The 19167-nt window shown below is 64.1% G+C and carries 19 protein-coding genes and 1 pseudogene; 12 read left to right on the top strand and 8 right to left on the bottom strand.

Going from position 1 to position 19167, the window contains the following annotated elements; all coding sequences use genetic code 11:
- Nucleotides 1-41 precede the first annotated feature (41 nt).
- Nucleotides 42-2309, bottom strand: a complete 2268-nt coding sequence (locus HL653_RS21535; protein WP_216599914.1) for a TonB-dependent siderophore receptor — start codon at nucleotides 2307-2309, stop codon at nucleotides 42-44.
- Nucleotides 2310-2449: 140 nt separating this feature from the next.
- Between HL653_RS21535 and HL653_RS21530 the strand changes: the two genes are divergently transcribed.
- Nucleotides 2450-3163 (top strand): response regulator, encoded by a 714-nt coding sequence (locus tag HL653_RS21530; protein WP_171746313.1) that lies wholly within the window; start codon nucleotides 2450-2452, stop codon nucleotides 3161-3163.
- Between the two features lie 53 nt (nucleotides 3164-3216).
- Nucleotides 3217-4578 carry an ATP-binding protein gene (locus tag HL653_RS21525; protein ID WP_216599913.1) on the top strand — a complete coding sequence of 454 codons (1362 nt, stop codon included), beginning with the start codon at nucleotides 3217-3219 and terminating at the stop codon, nucleotides 4576-4578.
- Here the strand turns inward: HL653_RS21525 and HL653_RS21520 are convergent.
- The 6 genes and pseudogenes from HL653_RS21520 to HL653_RS21495 all read right to left on the bottom strand — a co-directional run bounded on the left by HL653_RS21520 (nucleotide 4575) and on the right by HL653_RS21495 (nucleotide 9955).
- Entirely contained in the window at nucleotides 4575-5204 is a 630-nt protein-coding gene (locus HL653_RS21520) for a DUF1109 domain-containing protein (RefSeq protein ID WP_171746311.1), read from the bottom strand. The two genes, HL653_RS21525 and HL653_RS21520, sit on opposite strands and share 4 nt — an antisense overlap.
- A complete protein-coding gene (locus HL653_RS21515; RefSeq protein ID WP_216599912.1) occupies nucleotides 5197-5721 on the bottom strand; it encodes a sigma-70 family RNA polymerase sigma factor in 525 nt (174 codons plus the stop codon). The genes HL653_RS21520 and HL653_RS21515 overlap by 8 nt, the downstream gene beginning before the upstream one ends.
- A gap of 53 nt (nucleotides 5722-5774) precedes the next feature.
- Nucleotides 5775-6674, bottom strand: coding sequence for a protein-disulfide reductase DsbD (locus tag HL653_RS21510; protein WP_171746309.1), 900 nt, complete (start codon nucleotides 6672-6674; stop codon nucleotides 5775-5777).
- Between the two features lie 238 nt (nucleotides 6675-6912).
- Nucleotides 6913-7266, bottom strand: a pseudogene (locus HL653_RS24705) (recombinase family protein); the annotation flags it as partial.
- A gap of 868 nt (nucleotides 7267-8134) precedes the next feature.
- Nucleotides 8135-9172, bottom strand: coding sequence for an acyltransferase (locus tag HL653_RS21500; protein ID WP_253717242.1), 1038 nt, complete (start codon nucleotides 9170-9172; stop codon nucleotides 8135-8137).
- A 579-nt stretch (nucleotides 9173-9751) separates the two neighbouring features.
- Complete coding sequence (locus HL653_RS21495) at nucleotides 9752-9955, bottom strand: helix-turn-helix domain-containing protein (RefSeq protein ID WP_171746307.1); 204 nt, start codon at nucleotides 9953-9955, stop codon at nucleotides 9752-9754.
- Between HL653_RS21495 and HL653_RS21490 the strand changes: the two genes are divergently transcribed.
- Together HL653_RS21490 and HL653_RS21485 are read left to right on the top strand one after the other, a co-directional pair.
- On the top strand, nucleotides 9860-10789 hold the full coding sequence (locus tag HL653_RS21490; RefSeq protein ID WP_171742675.1) for a hypothetical protein: 930 nt from the start codon (nucleotides 9860-9862) through the stop codon (nucleotides 10787-10789). The genes HL653_RS21495 and HL653_RS21490 overlap by 96 nt on opposite strands.
- A complete protein-coding gene (locus tag HL653_RS21485) occupies nucleotides 10786-10926 on the top strand; it encodes a hypothetical protein (protein ID WP_253717240.1) in 141 nt (46 codons plus the stop codon). The genes HL653_RS21490 and HL653_RS21485 overlap by 4 nt, the downstream gene beginning before the upstream one ends.
- A gap of 147 nt (nucleotides 10927-11073) precedes the next feature.
- Here HL653_RS21485 and HL653_RS24390 read toward each other — a convergent pair whose 3' ends face one another.
- Entirely contained in the window at nucleotides 11074-11916 is an 843-nt protein-coding gene (locus HL653_RS24390) for a PEPxxWA-CTERM sorting domain-containing protein (RefSeq protein WP_253717238.1), read from the bottom strand.
- On the opposite strand from HL653_RS24390, the gene HL653_RS21475 reads away from it, so the two are divergent.
- The 8 genes from HL653_RS21475 (at nucleotide 11898) to HL653_RS21440 (ending at nucleotide 19101) form a co-directional block, all read left to right on the top strand.
- The gene (locus HL653_RS21475; RefSeq protein WP_253717236.1) at nucleotides 11898-12512 is read left to right on the top strand and encodes an RNA polymerase sigma factor; all 615 of its coding nucleotides are present in this window, start codon (nucleotides 11898-11900) and stop codon (nucleotides 12510-12512) included. The genes HL653_RS24390 and HL653_RS21475 overlap by 19 nt on opposite strands.
- 19 nt (nucleotides 12513-12531) lie before the next feature.
- Nucleotides 12532-13125, top strand: a complete 594-nt coding sequence (locus HL653_RS21470) for a zf-HC2 domain-containing protein (RefSeq protein WP_171746306.1) — start codon at nucleotides 12532-12534, stop codon at nucleotides 13123-13125.
- Nucleotides 13122-14330: a S8 family serine peptidase gene (locus HL653_RS21465; RefSeq protein WP_171746305.1), complete on the top strand. Its 1209-nt coding sequence runs from the start codon at nucleotides 13122-13124 to the stop codon at nucleotides 14328-14330. The genes HL653_RS21470 and HL653_RS21465 overlap by 4 nt, the downstream gene beginning before the upstream one ends.
- Entirely contained in the window at nucleotides 14302-15030 is a 729-nt protein-coding gene (locus HL653_RS21460) for a TorF family putative porin (RefSeq protein ID WP_171746304.1), read from the top strand. Before HL653_RS21465 ends, HL653_RS21460 begins: the two co-directional genes overlap by 29 nt.
- 146 nt (nucleotides 15031-15176) lie before the next feature.
- A complete protein-coding gene (locus tag HL653_RS21455) occupies nucleotides 15177-15515 on the top strand; it encodes a hypothetical protein (RefSeq protein WP_171746303.1) in 339 nt (112 codons plus the stop codon).
- Nucleotides 15516-15905: 390 nt separating this feature from the next.
- Nucleotides 15906-16370 (top strand): hypothetical protein, encoded by a 465-nt coding sequence (locus tag HL653_RS21450; RefSeq protein ID WP_171746302.1) that lies wholly within the window; start codon nucleotides 15906-15908, stop codon nucleotides 16368-16370.
- Between the two features lie 43 nt (nucleotides 16371-16413).
- Entirely contained in the window at nucleotides 16414-17040 is a 627-nt protein-coding gene (locus HL653_RS21445; RefSeq protein WP_171746301.1) for a PEPxxWA-CTERM sorting domain-containing protein, read from the top strand.
- 156 nt (nucleotides 17041-17196) lie between these two features.
- Entirely contained in the window at nucleotides 17197-19101 is a 1905-nt protein-coding gene (locus HL653_RS21440) for a rhamnogalacturonan lyase (protein WP_171746300.1), read from the top strand.
- Nucleotides 19102-19167 lie beyond the last annotated feature (66 nt).

Below are 19167 nucleotides of genomic sequence, written 5' to 3'. Positions count from 1 at the left end.
GACAATCATTTGCATTATTGGAATGTGGGCGGAGATAGGCCTTAGATTTTCGCGCGCAGCGTCACGCTGTAAGAGCGCGGCTCGCCGTAGATCAGGCCATCGTAGAAGCCGTACTGGCGGTAATATGTCTTGTCGGTGAGGTTCGAGACGTTCGCTGCGATTTCGAATTGCTCAGTCAGCTTGTAGCGCGCCATCAGATTGACCAGCGTGTAGCCGGCTACCGTCAGGTTTGTGGCATCGTAGCGGCCGCCGCCCAGCGGACGGCCCGGGTTTGTCGCCCATTCCGTCTTCGTCTGAGCCGAGAGGCCGCCGCCGATCGTCAGGCGGTTGAGCGCGCCCGGCAGTGTGTAGCTGGTCGACAGCCGGAAGACGTTGTGCGGATCGCGCTGATAGCTCAGCCCCTTCACGGTCAGATAGCTGTAGCCGAAGAAGATCCGCCAGCCGCGCAGCACCTCGCCCGATCCGTCGAAATCGATCCCCTTGGAGACGACGCCGGAGACCGTCCGATAGATTGCTTGCCCGGTCACGTCGTTGAGCGCGCCGGTGCTTTCCGCAACGTTGCTCTGCTTGTTGCGGAAGAAGGCGAGCGATCCGTTGAGCCGTCCGTCGTAAAAGGCGGCCTTGATGCCGCCCTCCAGACTGGCACCGGTTACGGGTGCCAGGAGGCCGTCACTCTCGTCGCGCAGACCGGGCTGCGGCGTGAACATGTCGGTGTAGCTGGCATAGACCGAGAAGTTCCGGCTGAAATCGTAAACGGCGCCGGCGTAGGGCGTGAACACGCCCTTCTCGTGGGTCGTCACCGTGTCGGCGGTATAGACGTTGGTGACATTGTAGTCGCCGCCCGTCGCCTTGTAGTCGCTCAGACGGCCGCCGAGGATCGCGGTCAGGCCCTTGGCGAGGCTGAAGCGACCGGCGGCATATCCGCCGACGTTGCGCGTTTTGTCGACCGCGCGTGCGTCGGTGCGGAACGTCGCATAATTGGCGTAGCTGCCATCCCACGAGCGCCAGTCGGCGATGGGCAGGCCGGCGGAGCGATACTGGCAGGCGCTATAGGGGGCGACGCCCGCGATGTTGCAGTTGCCGATGGCGTTGCTGAACGCGAATTCGGTCACCTTGTCGCGATATCCGTTGAAGCCGAACATCAGTTGGTGGTCACGCCCAAACAGGTGCAGCGGACCGGATAGGGCGACGTCGACGTTGTCGCGGCTGCTCTCATATTCGGAGTGGAGCGCGTTCAGGAACGCGCCGGTGCCGTCCTGCCGCCAGAAGCCCGCGAAGCCGCCGACGTTGCGGGCCGCGTTGTTGACCTTGGCGACGCCGATATTGTTATAAGTGTCTGTCGAGGTCCGGGCGTAGCCGAGGCGGAGCTTCCAGCCATTCTCCCATGCGTGGTTGAGGCTGACGAAGCCTGTGGTAGCCGCACGGCGCGCGACGCTCCAGTCGGTGACCGGGTTCGTGCTGCGCGGTAGGTTGGCGAGCGAGCCATCGGCGTACCAGATCGAGACGTTGGCGCCCCAGGATGCACCGTCGTTGCGGGTGCGCTCATACTGGATACCGCCGTTGAGCACGGTATTCGGCCCGAGATTGGCGGCGATATTCGCCATGACGCCGCGCCGCTTCACATGCTCGCGGTCGCGGAACGTGTCGGTGTCCTCGTCCGAGAAGACCAGGCGCGCGCGCACCGCCCCGTCCGCGACGATGGGCGTGTTGAGGTCGCCCATCACGCGGCGCCGGTTCCAGTTACCGAGGATCAGCATCGCGTTGGCGCCAAGCTTGGTCGTCGGCTGCTTGCGCTGGAGGTAGATAGTCGCGGACGGATCGCCGGTGCCGCCAAGCAGACCGTTGGCCCCACGCACGATCTGGAGGCTATCGTACAGGTCGAGGTTCATCGACGAGCCAAGGCCGCTGAGGCTGGTCGATCCATCGACCTGCATCCCGTCGATCCGGTAGTTGGTGATGTCGAAACCGCGCGCCCGATAGGTCGTCCGGCCGGCATTGTCGTTTTGGTAAGAGGTGATGCCGGGCGTGGTCTTCAGCGCGTCGTCAATGGTGGTGATCTGCTGGTCATCGAGCAGTTGCCGGGTCATGATCGTCACGGTCTGCGGGGTCTCCCGCAAGGTCAGCGGCAGGCCGATCGCTGAGGTCTGCTCCTGGCCCGTATAGGAATTAGTGTTCTCGGTGCGGTGGGCAATGACGACTACGTCCTGCTCGTCGGGCGCCTCGGCCAAAGCGGGTTGGACGGAGCCCAGGCAGAGGGCAAGCGCCGGCAGCGGCGCGTGGATCAGCCGGCCGAAAAGGATTGGTTTCAAGGTCGATACCCCCGTATAGTGCGGATCATTCGCAATAAGTGGGGCAGCGGCTATTCATGTCGCGCGCGCAATAAAACAGCGGATTTGTGCGATTTTGTCACGGAGAGGCCGGCTTTGTAACGGGACGTAACGGGCGGACGATGGCGAACATTCTGGTGGTGGACGACGATGCGGAGATCAGGGAGCTCCTCTGCACCTATCTCGGCGAGGCGGGGCTCGATGCCGAAGGCGTGGCAGATGGGGAGGCGATGTGGCGTCACCTCGACGGACATTGCCCGGACCTCATCATCCTCGATCTCATGCTGCCCGGAACAGACGGCCTGACGCTCTGCCGGTCGCTCCGCGAGCGATCGGACATTCCCGTGATCATGGTGACGGCGCGCGGTGCGCTAATCGACCGCATCGTCGGCCTGGAGATGGGCGCTGACGACTATCTGCCAAAACCGTTCGATCCCCGCGAACTCCTCGCTCGCATCAAGGTCGTGCTTCGCCGTTCATTGCGAGCGACCACGTCTATGGAGCCTGCCGCTTCGAACACGCTCCGGTTCGCGGGGTGGGCGCTTGATACAAAGCGCAACGTGCTGAGCGGGAGCGACGGAAGTGAGCCTCTCCCTATCCATGGTTCAACCTATCTCGCGCTGCGCACCTTGCTTGACCACCCCTACCGGACGCTGAGCCGCGACTATCTCGCCGCGCAGGTGTTCGGCCGCGAGCGGGATCCGTCCGACCGGGCCATCGACATGTGCATCAGCCGTCTGCGCGGCCTGCTGGGCGACGATCCCAAAAACCCTCGCATGATCCGCACGGTGCGCAACGGTGGTTACGCTCTCACCGTGGACGTTGCGGTCGCTTAACGGTGAACAGATCGGTACGAGGCCTGAGCCGGCTCTGGCCGGACTCGCTGTCGATGCGGATCGCGGCAATTCTCGTGGCGGGCCTTCTGCTCGCGCAGGCGCTGACCAGTACCATCTGGTTCGAGAGTCGTCGTCGACAGATGCTGGAGATACCGACGCGCGTGTTCGCCACACGGGTCGCCGACGCCGCGCGCATCCTGTCACTGCGGCCGGCCGGAGCGCGCGATGAGGCGGTCGAGGCGCTCAGCGTGCCGGGCTTCCGCCTGCGCTTCACAGCCAAGCTACCGCCACCCGAGCGATCAAATGCGGACCTCGACCGCGTGACGGCTTTGCTCTCCGAGGTGATCCGGCTTCACCTTGGCCGCCCGGCCGAGATCGTCATCCTGTGCGCCGAGCTGCAGGACGAGTGGAGCCGCCCCGCCGGCAGCTGGGCAATGATGAGTGCCCGCGATCCCGTAGTTGTGTTCCGGGTCGCAATACGCCTCGCGCCGGACCAGCCCTGGCTCTTGGCGATGGGGCGCGAGGACGAGAATGGCGCCGACTTCGGGCGGCTGGGGACTATCGCTGACTATGTGCTGCGCATTTACTTGCTTCGCATCGTGATCGTGGCGGTGCTGACATTGATTGCGGTCCGCCTTGCCATGACGCCGCTGAAGCGCATGGCCGGTGCCGCCGAGGCGCTGGGCCGCGACATCAACAGGCCGCCGCTGGACGTGGACGGCCCGCGCGAAGTGCGCGCCGCCGCCGAGGCTTTCAATGCGATGCAGGCGCGGATCGTCTCGGACATAGAAGAGAAAACGCGGTTCCTGGCCGCCGTCTCGCACGATCTTCGTTCGCCGATCACACGCCTGCGCCTCCGCACCGAAATGCTCCCTACCGAGGCGCTGAAGGAAAATTTCCGCCGGAATCTTGGGGAAATGGAAGAGCTGATCGACGCTACGCTCGACTTCTTGCGCACCGGCGCTGAGCGACGTGATGGCGTGCTCGTCGATCTTGACCGGCTCGTAGCGGACCTCGCCGGCGATCTCTCTATCTCCGGCAGTGTGATCCGCGTGAAGGGCTCGGCGGGAGACGCGGTCACCGGCTGTCCGCAGGATCTGCGCCGGTGCGTCCAGAACATCATCGAGAATGCGCTGCGCTATGCGGGCCAGGCCGACGTGCTGCTTTCAGCCGGGAGCGACCACGCCCGCATCTGCGTGCTGGATGACGGTCCCGGCATTCCTGACGATCAGCTTGAGCGCGTGCTTGAGCCCTTCCACCGCATCGAGGCATCGCGCAATTCCGCATCGGGCGGGGTAGGGCTCGGTCTCAGCATCGCCGCCAACATCGTTGGCGCACACGGCGGGCATCTGCGGCTCGCCAATAGGTCGACGGGTGGCCTGGAGGTGACGATCGATCTTCCTGCGACCGCCTAGAGCGCCACCCAGCGCCGTCCGCACAGGGTGGTCAGGCCGACGATGCTGACGCCCGCGACGATATGCGCGAGAAAATCGATCAGATTGCCATGCACAGGATGGCAGAAGGCCAGCAACGCCAGCGCCATGAACGCGATGCCGAGCCCCGCCACCGCCAGCGTCCAGCGTGGGTTCAGCGACGGGCTGCGCCGCAGCCCCAGGATCCCGATCCCGATCATCGGCAGCGCCGCCAGCATCATGAAGCCGAAGCAGAAGGTTCCCGCCCCGATCCGCCCAAGCGGGCGGGCGGAAAGTCCGATCCCGATCATGTTCGCGGCGAGCCATGCCAGCCCGCCGACTGCCAGCCAGCCGCCACCCCGCAGCGGTCGCCCGGCGACACTGCTGTCGAAGGCAAGCGTCACCGCCAGCGCACCGGTCAGGAACGAGAGCAGGATCTCCACTGCCGCCAGCCAGGCATCCGGCTGCGCCCAGTCCAGCCAGGAATGGCGGATCAGGCCCGTCGCCAGCAATCCGCACGGCAGGGCCACGACAGCCCACCCCATCGCACGCACCCAGGCCGGTGGCAGCCGGCGAACCGGAGCCACCGACAGGCTCAGTCGATCGATCAGCGCATCGTGATCACCCATGGTCCTGGATCCCGTGTTGACGCAGTTTGAGGAAAGCCCGGTGCAACAAGGACTTGATGGCAGGGACGGACAAGGTGCTCGCCTCGGCGGCATCGGCCAAGCTCATCTCGCGCAGGCGGACCATTTCCACCACCTCGCGCTGCCGATCGGGGAGCACGCCAAGGAACCGGTCCAACTCGCCGGCCATCGCAAAGTCCTCCATGCGAGTCAGCGCGGCGGGATCTGCCTCGGCAGCCAGCGCCTTTTCGTCGATTGTCTCGCGGCCGGCCCGGCGCCCGCACCGCCGCAGCGCATCGATGGCGCGCGCCGCCGTGATCGCCTGCAGCCAGGGCAGGATCGGCCGCGCCGGATCATAGGTATGGCGGACACGATGGACCGCCAGCAGCACGTCCTGCACCACATCCTCCACCAGACACGGGTCTCCGATACGGCGCCCGGCCATGCGCCGGATCGCCGGGATCATCGACTTGAGCAGCCGGTTATACGCGTCGCCGTCGCCGTCCTGCGCGCGCACCATCAGCGCAGGCCATGCCGCCGGATCGATGGGCGTCGGGTGGGCGGCGGCCCCCATTACCCCGCAGCCGCCTCCAGCGCAGCTACCACGCTCGCGCGGGTCAGCAGTTGCGGCAGGATCACCGGCGGGCGCCCATCGGCGGGATAGACGACATAGAGCGGCAGGCCTCCCCGGCCATATTTGGCAAGCGCGTCATCGATGCGCGGATCATAGCGTGTCGAGTCCGCGATCATATAGGTCGTCCCCGTGCGGGACAGCGCATCGTGCACTTCGGCGGTGGAAAGTGCGGCCTTGTCGTTGACCTGGCAGGTGATGCACCACGATGCCGTGAAGTTCACGAACACCGGTTTGCCCTCCTTTCGCAGCACAGCGAGACGCTCGGGCGACCAGGCAACCGGCCCCTCCGACGCGGCCTGCGCGACGGTGCGCGGCGCCTCCGCCGCTGTCGGTGCGATCAGCGCGCCCACCGCCGCGACCAGCCCGGCCGCAACCACCCCGGAGAGCAGGTAGAGCGGCCGGGCACCGTCTCCCATCATATGCCGCCGCTGCGCAATGCCATAGATCCAGCCAGCGAAGCCCAGCCCGATGCCAGCGGCCAGCACAACCGCCAGCGCGCCTGATCCCGCCTGCTGGTCCAGCACCCATACCAGCCACGCCGCCGCGCCCAGCATCGGAAAGGCCAGCACGCGCTTCACCACATCCATCCACGCGCCGGGCCGGGGGATGCGGGTCGCGAGACCCGGCAGCAGCGCGACCGCCGTGAACGGCGCCGCGAAACCCAGCGCCAGCGTCACGAAGATCGCGACCGCGACCAGCGGCGGCTGGACGAGGGCGTAGCCCAATGCGCCCGCCATGAACGGCGCGGTGCAGGGCGTCGCCACGATGATCGCAAGCGCACCGGTCAGAGCCGCGCCTGCCAGCCCCTCCCGCCCGTCCTCCCCCGGCCTGTCGGCCATCCCGGGTGACCCAGGACTTGGACACCATGCCGCTTGCCCTCATCTCGCGCGTGACCTGGTTTGAACTCTCCAGCATAAGATATCGCTCGTGGATCAGGCGAACGATAGCCGCCTCTCCCAGGTTAGGCACGAGCCGCTTCTCCACAAGATCGTAGCCGTAGGGTGCGGCTCCGCCGATCCACCGGCCGGCTCTCCGGAGAGCATGTGCCTTGTCGCGGATCCGGTCCGCGAGCATCTCGCGCTCGAACTGCGCGAAGGTGAGCAGGATGTTGAGTACGAGCCGCCCGAGACTGTCCTGCGTGTCGAACGCCTGGGTTACGCTTACGAACGTCACATCGAACTGGTCGAAGAGGTCGATCAGTCGGATAAAGTCCGACAGGGAGCGAGTCAGGCGATCCAGCTTGTAGATCACGATCACGTCAATCAGGCCCTGCTCCACCGCACTCAGCAGTTTGGTGAGATTTGGCCGGTTCAGATCACCACCGGTGAAGCCGCCATCGTCATAGTGCTCGGCAACCTCGGCCCAATCGCGGTGGCGCTGCGATCGAATATAGGCTGAGCATATATCTCGTTGAACCTCGAGGCTGTTCATCTCGAGCTCCAAACCATCTCGGACGCTCTTTCGCGTGTAAATCGCGCATCTGATGGGCCGGCGAGCCGGCGCTTCGTTTCTACGCATTTTCGTCTCCTCGGATCGAACCAAGGAGAATGCATCGCATGGTCAAATATCGTATTCGAGGCTACGCATGGAATTCGGACGTGTGGGCTTCTTGCTGACGGTCGATAGGTGTCCGTTGCCGTCATCCATTGACCGATGTGCTGTGCAAAGAGTTGGGCATCATGCCTTTCTCCGGATCGACCAGATCACGGCAGACAGGCTGGTCAGAAACGCGGACAACGCGAGGATCATCGCCGAATCGATCATGGGGCACCTCCGTCGATCCATCTGGCAGGGTCGACGAGTGTAGGAAAGAAAAGAACATATGGAGAACGATGGACTCGCGGGTCACCCCGAGGGAATGGCTTGCCTCACTCCGACTGACGTCGGTTGATATTCCGGAGCGCTTTTGTCCATACGTCAACGGAACCCACGTCGAAAAATTGGCGTAGGCTTATTCCAGCCGCTGAACCCCGCCTTATCCAGTAGCCAGAATGATCACAGAAAATAGGATGCGGCTCGCTTGCCCCAGGCTAAATGGCGGCTATCTACGCCGTGGAAGTAACGGTCACCTAACGCGAGTTGCTCTACGATTGCTCCAGTGCGCGGCCAACGTTTTGCGGCTCAGCTCGCTATCCTGCACAATGGCTGGCCGAGCGATCGGCCGAACCCGGCAGTAGTTCCCCCATGAAGGGGCGCCGTCACGCTGGCGCAGATCGCACTCGCCGATGATTTCGCGGCGAACAAGCGGGGCATCGCCGCGGCGGTGGACCAGTTGGACGCGATCGCGAGATGATCGCGATCAGATCTGCTGGGTGCCGGTGACCGGCTTCCACACCGCCAGCCGGATCGCGCGGCGCAAGCGATCCTTCACGCCTTCCGCCGCCAGCACGATGCCCTTCTTTCGCTCAAGGATCGGTTTCTCGACGAACCACCAGGAGAAGGCTGCGTAGAGCAGGCCGAAGACGATCGTGAACGCGAAATTGAGATACCAGATCCGCGCGTGCGGGAAGAGCGTGGTATAGGTCTGCTGCAGCGGGAAGGCGAACAGGTACAAGCCGTAGCTGTAGTCGCCGGAAAACAGCCATCCCCCCTTCGGCGGATGCGTCATTCCCAAATAAACGCACAGATAGACAGCCGGCACGGCGGCCAGATAGATCGTCCGGTAATCGATCGTCGTCGCGATGAGGGCAGCCACCGCCAGCAGTGCCAGCCCTTTACTCAGCCGGATCCGGTCCGAATAGAGATTGATCGCCACGCCCACGAGGAATGCCACCACCAGCGATCGGGATAGCGGCCGCGTATGCGCCCAGAACGGATCATAATTCTGGAAGGCGAGGGCGCTCCCCACCGTGATCGCGACCGCGATCACGCCCAGCAGCAGGATCGGCTTGCGAATGAACCCCGCCACATAGAGCAGCATCAGCGCCGCATAGCATTCCAGCTCCAACGGAAGCGTCCATAGGCTCACATTCACGAGCGTGTTGGGCAGGTCGTCGAACACGCCGGGCAGGTCGCGATGCACCCACCCCACCATGTTGCCCAGGTAGAGCCAGAAACCTTCCGACGTGAAATAGTCCGCCAGCGGAAGCCGCGTGAAGATGGATCCCAGCAGGATCGCCGAAAGCAGCACCTCGACCGCGAGCGCCGGCACCAGGCGCACCGCTCGTAGCGTGAGGAAGGATGTTGCGGTGGGGTTTTTCTTGAGGCTCCCCGAGACGAGGAAGCCGCTCAGCCCGAAGAACATCAGCAGGATCGGCGCGAAGGCGATTCGCCACCAGGTGCCCCAGATGACGTTCAGATAATCGCCGTAGCTGCTCAGAATGCTGTGCTGCAGCACCACCGCTGCGGCAAGGCCGATCCGTAAATAGTCGAATCCGTGGGTAAATCCGCCGATACTTCGATAACGATCCGAAATCGTTTGATCTGCGAACGACTGTCGAAGCCAACTATTACGCATGGAGGCCGCCCCCGGTTACCAATTGCCGCGATGCAGCATTGTCGGCGGGTTTACAAGTCGTTGCCCAATGGATTCTGCGAGAGATTTTCCACTTCCGGCCCAGTGGCTGCGAAATCGATCCGAAATCGATCTATTTGCGCGCGTTACGGGCGGCAGGCGGCAGTACCATCATAGCGAATCCAGCGGATGGATTGGCCTGCCGCCACCTGCACGCAGCTCAGATCAACGGGGCTGGCCCGCCACCACGCCACCGCCGATCATAGCTTCTGCCCACAGGCCGGCAAGAAAACGGCCGCCCCGGCGCGGCGCGCCACCCGGCGATCTCCGGGCAACAGCTTCTGTTTATTGCCGCGAATCCCGTACGAAAATTAGCCCCGGCGCCGCCTATATTAAGGTTCGCTGAGATGCCCCTGCCCATAACTAAGCGCCTCGAGAATGCCACAGGCGCTAGCAGCAATGTTAATCCAGCAACCTTCCCGCGCTGACCCCGAGCGGTCCAGCTAGCTTCTCGACAACCGTGATCGTCGGATTCCTAGCACAGCGTTCGATGTCGCTGACATAAGTCCGGTGGATGCCGGCTTCGTGCGCGAAAGCCTCCTGGCTCCAGCCCTTTTCCTCGCGAAGCCGCCGCAGATTTTTCGCAAGGCGCTGCCGGATATCCACGGCCGTCTAAAGACGCGCCTGTCGTCGATCGATCTACAGACGATCAGTGACATTCGAGTTGACTTCGCTTCGACGCAGAGCGTTGGTGCGACCGTCACTGATAGCATGAGGCGGTATGGCGAAGGTGGGGAATGGGAGAGGGGCGCGATGACCCTCGTGTTGATCGACGAGACGGCCCCGACGCAGTTGCTCCGGCGGGTTCCCCAAGGCGAAGCGCGGCTGGAGAAGACGCTGCGCGACCTCCTCTATGACAACCCTGATGCGGTGCCGGTTCACGAGTTCGATCCAGGTTATGGCCGACTGGTCGCCGTCGCGAAGGAACTCAATATACCGGGTGTCGGCTTCATCGACGTCCTTCTGATGGACGAGCGGGGCAAGCTGATCGTTGTCGAATGCAAACTCTGGCGGAACCCGCAGGCCCGCCGCGAGGTCGTCGGCCAGATCCTGGATTATGCGCGCGAACTCGCCCGCTATAGCTACGAGGATCTGCAGCGGCAGGTGTCGATCGCGACGAAGCGGCAGGGCAATGTCCTCTATGCGCTTGCGACGAGCGTCGGAGGTACCCTCGACGAGGGGGCGTTTGTCGACCGGGTCTCGCGAGATCTGGCATCGGGGCGGTTTCTGTTGCTGGTGGTCGGAGACGGAATCACGGAAGGCACCCGCCGGATTGGCGAGTATCTTCGCGATCAGCCCGGGCTCGCTTTCGACTTCGGACTGATTGAGATCGCCGAATATCGTGTGCCGGATGGTGCCGGTGGCGAGCATGTGATGTTGCAGCCGCGGGTGCTGGCGCAGACGGCGATCATTGAGCGCCATGTGATACGCAGCGGATGAAGACGCTTCAGAAATTCGCTTCGGTCCACGCCAACATCAGCAACCACTTCAATCTCGAACGCCATCTTATTGACCGCCAGACATACAAGGCACGTCGTTCCGCTGCGCTGGCGGAGTGGCAGGCGCTTTTCAGCTGAACACGGGCCTCAAAGGCCGAAGCGCATCCGGTAGCGATGAGTTCACATTAGACTGACAGCACCCTCACGATAGATCCTTTGATTTGATTGGGCCGGGTCACAGATGATGGGGGGATCTGGACCCGGCCCGTACCGGGGCGTGGCCGATCAAGCAGGCTTGAGGACAGGCCGGCGGCGCATCCGGGCACCCAGGGCCCCGAACCCGACAATCATCATCAGCCAGCTGGCTGGCTCCGGAACGGCCGCCGCAGCGGAGACCGTGGCATTATCCGGCGCGAAATCGCTGATCACTTCGGTGCCGCCGGCCCCGCTGCGCGGCCAGATGTTGAAGCCGTAAGTCTCGGGAGTGAAACCGGTGGAGGGCAGCAGAGAGAGCGGAACGACGACGCTCAGGAGATTGCCAGCGATCGTGACCGATCCGGCGGGCAGGCTGCTGCCGCTGACGGCGGCGGTCCCGGCTTTCTGAACGGCGATGACCTGATTGAAGCGGACGCCGGCCAGGCCGATCGCTGCAAAACTGTTCGCCCCGGTGCCCGTGTTCACGCCGATCGCGTAAAAGCCAGGAAGACTGGCATCGATTGCGCCCGCCATCGTGCTTTCAAGCAGGAACGAGGAGGTGCCGCTGTTATAGGAGACGCTGAAACCCGTGACATCGAGATCCGCCTGATGCGGGCCAGTATAGCCGGCGGCGAAATCGCCGACCGGGTCGGTAACCGCGACGGCAAGGGCGCCGCTTGCCATGAATAAGCCGGTTGCTGCCGTGATGATGCTAAAGGATTTCCGCATGATCCACCTCCCGTCGTTGCATTCGTCGGTTGGTTTCGGACCAAGACGGGAAGGTTCAATCGGAGCGCCGAAATGTGCCCAGAGGCCGATGAAATGAGGCTGTCGGCGTTGCGGCGAAAAAACTTCGACGGCCAGTGAACCAAAGCAGGACGGACTGGCACTAACCGATCCATGTGGATGCGACCTTGAACGGACCGGAGGCATTTTTGGGCCGAGGCGGGCATGCGTCCGCGGACGCGTTCGATCGCGATTTCGAACGCGCGCTGATCGTGCGGATCGGAGGTGGCGATCTGGTGGCGTTCGAGCAGCTATACCGCCGGTTCCATCCTCGGCTGATGCGGTTTCTGTTGAGCGTCACGCATCGACCGACGATCGTCGAGGAGGTGCTGAACGATACGATGGTGGTGATCTGGGAGAAAGCGGACGCCTATCGGGGTGAGAGCCGCCTGGAGACATGGATCTTTGCCATCGCCTATCGCAAGGCGCTGAGAGCGCTGCAGCGACAGGATATTCCGGTAGAGGCGGGCGTGGCGGACTTGGACGACGCGTACGAGCCCGCGCCCGATCAGGCGTTAGGGCAATCCCAATCGCATCGGCGCCTGATCGAAGCAATGGCGATGCTTTCGGCGGATCATCGCGCGGTGATCGATCTCACCTATTTTCACGGGCTTCATTACCGTGACATCGCGGTGGTTATGGAATGCCCGGTCGATACCGTGAAGACCCGCATGTTTCACGCTCGTCGCCGGCTGCGAGCGTTGATGGCAGGAGAGCGAGAGGACTGGTTGTGGGACGGCTGAAATGAGCGGACAGAGTGGAATGGCCGCGCACGGCGAGGCCCAGATGCTGCTGCCTTGGTATGCTACCGGGCAACTAGACGAAGCTGATCGTTGCCTGGTGGACGCGCATCTGGCGAACTGCGCTGCGTGTCGCGCGGCGCTGGTCGTCGAACAGGCGATGGGACGGCGCGTGACGGGGCTGTCGCTGGACACCGAATTGGGCTGGGACGACATGCGCCGCAAGCTGAAGAATCGGCGAATGGGCGAACGGCGCAGCAGCATCGGGGCAAGGATGAGCCATTTGCCGCGCTGGATCGGGTTCGCGCTGGCCGCGCAGATGTTGTTGCTGGTGACCGCGATTGTCGCATTTGCGCCGGTGGGGCGGCCCGCTTCCTATCATGTCCTGAGCACGACGCCGTCGGCGACGCGCGGTAATGCCCTCGTCATGTTCCGACCCGACGCCAAAGCGGAGGAACTGATGCGCGCCTTGTCTGCGACCGGCGTGCGGGTCGTCGATGGGCCGACCGCGGCGGGGGCCTGGATTGCGAATGTGGCGCCCGGCGGGAGGACGGACGCGCTGGCACGTCTGCGGGCGCAGCGTGCTGTGGCAATGGCCGAACCGATCGATCCATGAGAGGAAAACTGCCGGCGCTGGTGACGGTCTTCCTTGGGCTGCTCGTGGCGATTCCCGTCCGCGCGGCACCGGCCGATCCCGACCATATCATTCTCGTCATGCTGCGCGCCGGGCCGGTGCATTACCGACCGGATCAAAGCTATGGCGGCGGTTATGGAGATGCGATTGGCGCGAGCGCGCGGCGGCGGACCGCGCGGCAGATTGCCAGCCGCCATCATCTCGCTGTGATCGAGAATTGGCCTATGCCGATCCTCGGCATCGACTGCTTCGTGATGCGAACCCAGCCCGATCGGTTGCCCGAGGATGTCGCTGCGGACGTCACCAAGGACAGGGACGTCGCCTGGTCGCAGCCGATACGGCTCTATCATGCCCAGGGCGTCGCCAAGACCTACAACGATCCCCTGTTTCCTGCCCAGCCGGCGGCGAAGGCGTGGCGGCTGGCGGATTTGCATGGCATCGCTACGGGCAAGGGCGTCACGATAGCGGTGATCGATAGCGGCGTGGATACGCGGCATCTGGATCTTCAGGGCCGGATCGCGATCGATCACGACTTCACGGGCAGGCTGCCCCTGCAAGCCGAATGGCACGGTACTGGCATCGCAGGCGTGATCGCGGCGAAGGGCGGTAACGGCGCGGGAATTGTGGGCGTGGCTCCAGAGGCGCGACTGCTGGCCCTGCGCGCCTGTTGGCAGATCGGCCCCACCGCGCGCGACGCCACAGTCTGCGACAGCTTCAGTTTGGCCAAGGCTCTCAATTTCGCGCTCGATCATAATGCCCCGATCATCAACATGAGCCTGAGCGGTCCGCCTGATCTGTTGCTGGAGCGGTTGATTGAAGCCGGTCTGGCGCGGGGCAGGACAATCGTCGCCGCAGTGGACCCGGCAGCAGCGGACGGAGGCTTTCCCGCCTCGATGGCAGGCGTGATCGCGGTCAGCGATCGGTCTGTCCATGCCGGCCGTAATCCGGTCTATATAGCGCCGGGTCGCGACATCCCCACTACGGAGCCGGGCAGCTTATGGTCGATGGTCAACGGCAGTTCCTATTCCGCGGCGCATGTCAGCGGGCTGCTGGCTCTGCTGCGCGAGGGGCAGCCATCGTCCCGATCCTTCGCTCTCGCCACGGCCGGCGGCGGGGTCGTCAATGCTTGCCTCAGCCTGACGCGCGAACGCGTCGCCCATGAATGTCTGTGCGACGGGGGCTGCTAGAACGGGCCGATCTGTCGTCACTTTCGCCGTCGCCGTGGCGGCAGCCTCGTCCGGCATAGCGGGCATCGGCGGACAGGTGACGATCGCGAGCGAGCAGACGTTTCGCGGCCGATCGATCAGCGCGGGCCGGTCGGCGATCGGTCTCGATCTTGCCTATGACGATGGAGGCGGGCCTTATGCTGGGACGCAGGTGGAGGGGGTGTTGGACGGCGATGCGACGCCGCATTTCCTGAGTGCGCGGGGCTATGCCGGCTTCGCCAGGCGCATAGGCCTGGATCTTACAGTCGATGCAGGCCTGACTCACACCCGCTTCTCGCACTATTCGGGCTTCGGTCGCGAAACCGATTATAGCGAACTCTTTGCGGGGCTTGCGAACAAGCGCTCCAGCGCACGGATCAGTATCTCGCCGAACTGGTTGGGACGGGGGAATGTCACCGCTTATGGCGAGATCACCCACCTGATTCCGTTGTCGGACCGGTGGAACGCCACGCTGCATGGTGGCCTGTTGCTCTGGCTCAGTGATAATCTGCCCCAGACCGCGCCGAGGCTGCGTTACGATATCAGGATCGGCCTTTCCCGCCGCCTTGGGCGCGCCCAGCTTGAAGCAGGATGGGTCGTCGGCGGGCCGCGCATGGATCGCTATCGGGGCGACGAGCATGGGCATCATATCCTGACGATCGCCGCGTCCTTACCGTTCTGAAAGTCAACGTTGGGCTGTATAATTAGTGGTCGTTCAAATTTTGCTTCATTGTCCCACTTTCCGTTGTTCGGTACTTCGAATTGCCGACCTATAGCCGCCGATCCACCTAAATTAACGAGTGTCCGATTCTAGGTGGCATAAGGCTCATGAGCGTCCTCGGTGACCGCCTCGTCGTGGCCGAGATCGGGCCGATCCATTGCCCCGATCACCATATCTTCTCGGTGCGGCCGCCCGAGGGCGAATGGTATCCGGACATTGCCGAGCGGTTGCGTTCATGGATCGCCGGGCTGGCCCCGGAGCGAGACATCCTCGTCAGCAGCCGCGGTGTGACGCTGCGAATTCGGCGAGGACTGCTCGCCGGGGGCGTGCCGTTCGAGGGGGGCGATCTGGCCGGCGATGCGCCGCAGGTCACGATCTTGCAGATTGAGGATGGCGCGCAGGCCGTGCTGCATGTCGGTATCGGCGGGCTGGCGAGGGCGCCGTAGCCTACTGCGATTCCATCGACGAAGATTGGGGCTTGCCTCTTTGGGCCACCGACGGAGTCGATGATCCTGTGGCGCCATTCCAGTCAGTCCCGGAGCGGGGCTGCTCTTTTTTGCTTCGAGTGCCCCGAAGTCTCTGCCGCCGCTGAACGTCTGGTCGCGTTTTGAGAACGTGTCGCAGTATAGTTCATCAGGGATGATAGATCATATAAATCGGTCTGATATCACATAGTGGAAAGGCTTCCCAAAGAAGGAGGCGGGATCGGATCGGAGGATGCTGTGGCTGGCGGTAAACGTGCGCCTAGGCCTGTCGTTTGGACGGGTGCTGCCCTGACGGGGCTTGTCTGCGGTCTTTTCCTGATCGGGCAGCGAACGGCCGATTTGGCCTTGCCGGTGCCGATTGCCCGGTCCGGCGACATGGCGTTGATCCCCCCTCCATCGATCGGCCTGACGACGAGCGGAAATGCGGGTCGCTATGAATTGCATGGCATCACCGTCCTGCAGGGGCGCACGGTCGCGCTGCTGACCCCGCACAATGGCTCTCCAACGCCGTTCGCGCAGGGCGCCACGATCATTCCTGGCCTGACCGTCGCCGAAATCGGGGCGGGGCATGTGCTGCTGGCCGAGAGCGGGCAATTGCATCGCATCGATCTGCCACCGCGTCTGGGAGGGTCCGGTGAGACGGTCGCGCCGCAGGATCGGGGGCTTCGGGCCGAGCGGCAATCGGCCTCGGGCGAGCGGAGCGGCGTCGAGGTCGCGGCGCAGGTCGCGCGGGCTTCGGGCGGCGTGCCGGCCGCGATGACACCAGAAGAACAAGAGGCCGCCCGCGCGGGCGAACTGCCCACCACGCGATGGTGAGAGCGGCCTGTCCGTTTCCGTTTGTCAGCGAGAGGAGAGACTGATGTGGAAGGTTCTGGGGGCACTGGCCTGCGCGTGCGCGGCGACACTTGCGGTACAGGCGCCGGCGGCGGTGCTGGAGGCAGGCTATGCGGGCGGCAATGCCAATGACGGCATCATGTTTGATCTGTTCGCCTCGTCGGACGTCGTGATCCAATCCTTCGACATCAATGCCGATTTCGGTACCTATGATTATTCGGTCTATTACCGGGCAGGCGGCGTCAGCGGCGCGCAGGAAGATCCTTCGGGCTGGTCGCTGCTCGGCTCGTTCGATGCGCTGACGACGGCGGGCCTCGGCAGCGCCACCACGCTCGACATCGCCGATCTGGGCCTCGGCAGCGGCCTCTATGGCTTCTACATCACCGACAGCGGAGCCTTCTCGATCAATTATGGCAACAGCCTGACGCCGTCGGGTTCGGTGCAGGCGACGAGCGGCCCGCTGGAACTGCGCGTCGGCTATGGCGTGGCGGCGCCGTTCGCGGGCGCCACGTCCGATCGCGCCTTCAACGGCGCGGTCAATTTCAGTGCGGTTCCCGAACCGGCCAGTTGGATGATGATGATCGTCGGCTTCGGCGCGGCCGGCGCTGTCTCCCGGCGGCGGAGCGCGGTGGCCCTTCCGGCGAGGATCTGAACGCGACGGGACGCGCGGGCCGACTGTGCGTTCCTCCATCGATCATAAGCGGCGGTGGCCGGCAGGACCGGCCGCTGCCGAAACCGACCTGCACGAGGGCAGCCAGAAGAATGTCGCCCGGCAGGCGGTCGTCCACATCATGAGGAGAGGTGGGTCATGACACGGAAGCGTATCGGAATTGCGGGCACGTCACTGATCGCGCTGGGGGTCATGGCCCTCATGGGGTCGCCGGCGCAGGCCTGGCAGATGGAGCGGCTGGATCGCGGCGTCGTCGCCGTGCCGGCCAAGGACGGTGGCATCCTCGTCAGTTGGAGGCTGCTGGGGACGGACACGTCCACAACTGCCTTCAACCTGTATCGCAATGGCACGCGGCTCAATCCGCAGCCTTTGACGGGCGCGACCAACTATGTCGATGCCGGCGGCTCGGCGAGCGCGACCTATGTGATCAAGGCGATCGTGGGGGGCGTGGAGCAGGACCGGCCCTTCACCGCCACGGTCTGGGCACAGGGTTTCGGGGTGATCCCGCTCGACAAGCCGGCAGGCGGCACGATCACCAATTCGGACGGATCGACGAGCAGCTATACGTACAGCGCCAATGACGCCAGCGTGGCCGATCTCGACGGCGACGGCAAATATGAGATCGTGCTCAAATGGGATCCGTCCAACGCCAAGGACAACAGCCAGTCCGGTATCACCGGGCCGGTTCTGCTCGATGCCTATACGCTGGCGGGCAAGAAGCTCTGGCGGATCAATCTCGGCCGCAACATCCGCGCGGGCGCCCATTATACCCAGTTCCAGGTCTATGATTTCGACGGAGACGGCCGGGCCGAAATCGTCTGCCGGACGGCGGACGGGACGACGGACGGACAGGGCCGCGTGATCGGCGATGCCAATGCCGACTGGCGCAACTCGGCTGGCTATGTGCTGGCCGGACCGGAATTCCTGACCGTGTTCCAGGGGACCACCGGCAAGGCGCTGTCCACGGTGAAATATGTGGTCGGCCGCCACCCCGACACCGAAAACCCCACCAGCGCGCAGCTGAACGCGGTGTGGGGCGACGGCTATGGCAATCGCGTCGATCGCTTCCTCGCGGCCACCGCTTATCTCGATGGCGATCGGCCGAGCATCATCATGGCGCGCGGCTATTATACGCGCACCACGCTCACGGCCTGGGATTTCCGTAACGGGCAACTCACCCAGCGCTGGTTGTTCGACACAGCATCCAGCCCGAGCCTCGCCGACTATGCGGGGCAGGGGAACCACAATCTGAGCGTGGCCGATGTCGATGGCGACGGGAAGGACGAGATCCTCTACGGATCGATGGCCCTGGACGATAACGGTCAGCCGCTCTGGGCCGGGCATGCGCCCGGTGGCCAGAAGCTGGGCCATGGCGACGCGATGCATGTCGGCGATCTCGACCCGTCGCGGCCCGGACTCGAAAAATTCGGCGTGCATGAAGATGTGAAGGGCAATGGCGGCATTGGCGCGGCCATGCTCGATGCGCGCACCGGCGCCTTGCTGTGGTCCGCGCCCGACACCTCGGACAATGGCCGTGGCGTCTCGGCCGACATCGATCCTACCTATCCGGGCGACGAAAACTGGTCCGCGCACACCGCACTGCGGACGGCGACCGGTCAGGTGATTTCCGCGACGAAGAAGCCGAATTCCACCAACTTCGCCATCTACTGGGATGGGGACACGCTCCGCGAACTGGAAGACAATGTCTCGATCAGCAAGTGGAACTGGAATACCCAGTCGACCGACCTGCTGATGACGGCGGCGGATTCGATCTCCGCCAACGGGACCAAGGCGACCCCGGCGCTGCAGGCGGACATTCTCGGCGACTGGCGGGAGGAACTGATCCTGGCGAGTGCGGATAGCACGAAGCTCAGGATCTTCGCGACGCCCTATCCCACGGTCTACAAGCTCAAGACGCTGATGCACGACCGCGTCTATCGCGAGGGCGTTGCCTGGCAGAACACGGCTTACAACCAGCCGCCGCACACCAGCTTCTACCTCCCCAACGAGGTGCAGACCGATCCGGCAGCAGCGCCGCAGTAAGAGTAGAGCGGGGCTCGTTTCGGCGAGCCCCGCAATGCTCGCTCAGCGGCGCAACAGGGTCGCCGC

The organism is Sphingomonas sp. AP4-R1 (assembly GCF_013113735.1).
Taxonomy (GTDB): Bacteria; Pseudomonadota; Alphaproteobacteria; order Sphingomonadales; family Sphingomonadaceae; genus Sphingomonas_I.
The sequence above is the reverse complement of the archived record's forward strand: the minus strand, read 5'-3'. Positions and strand labels throughout refer to the sequence as shown.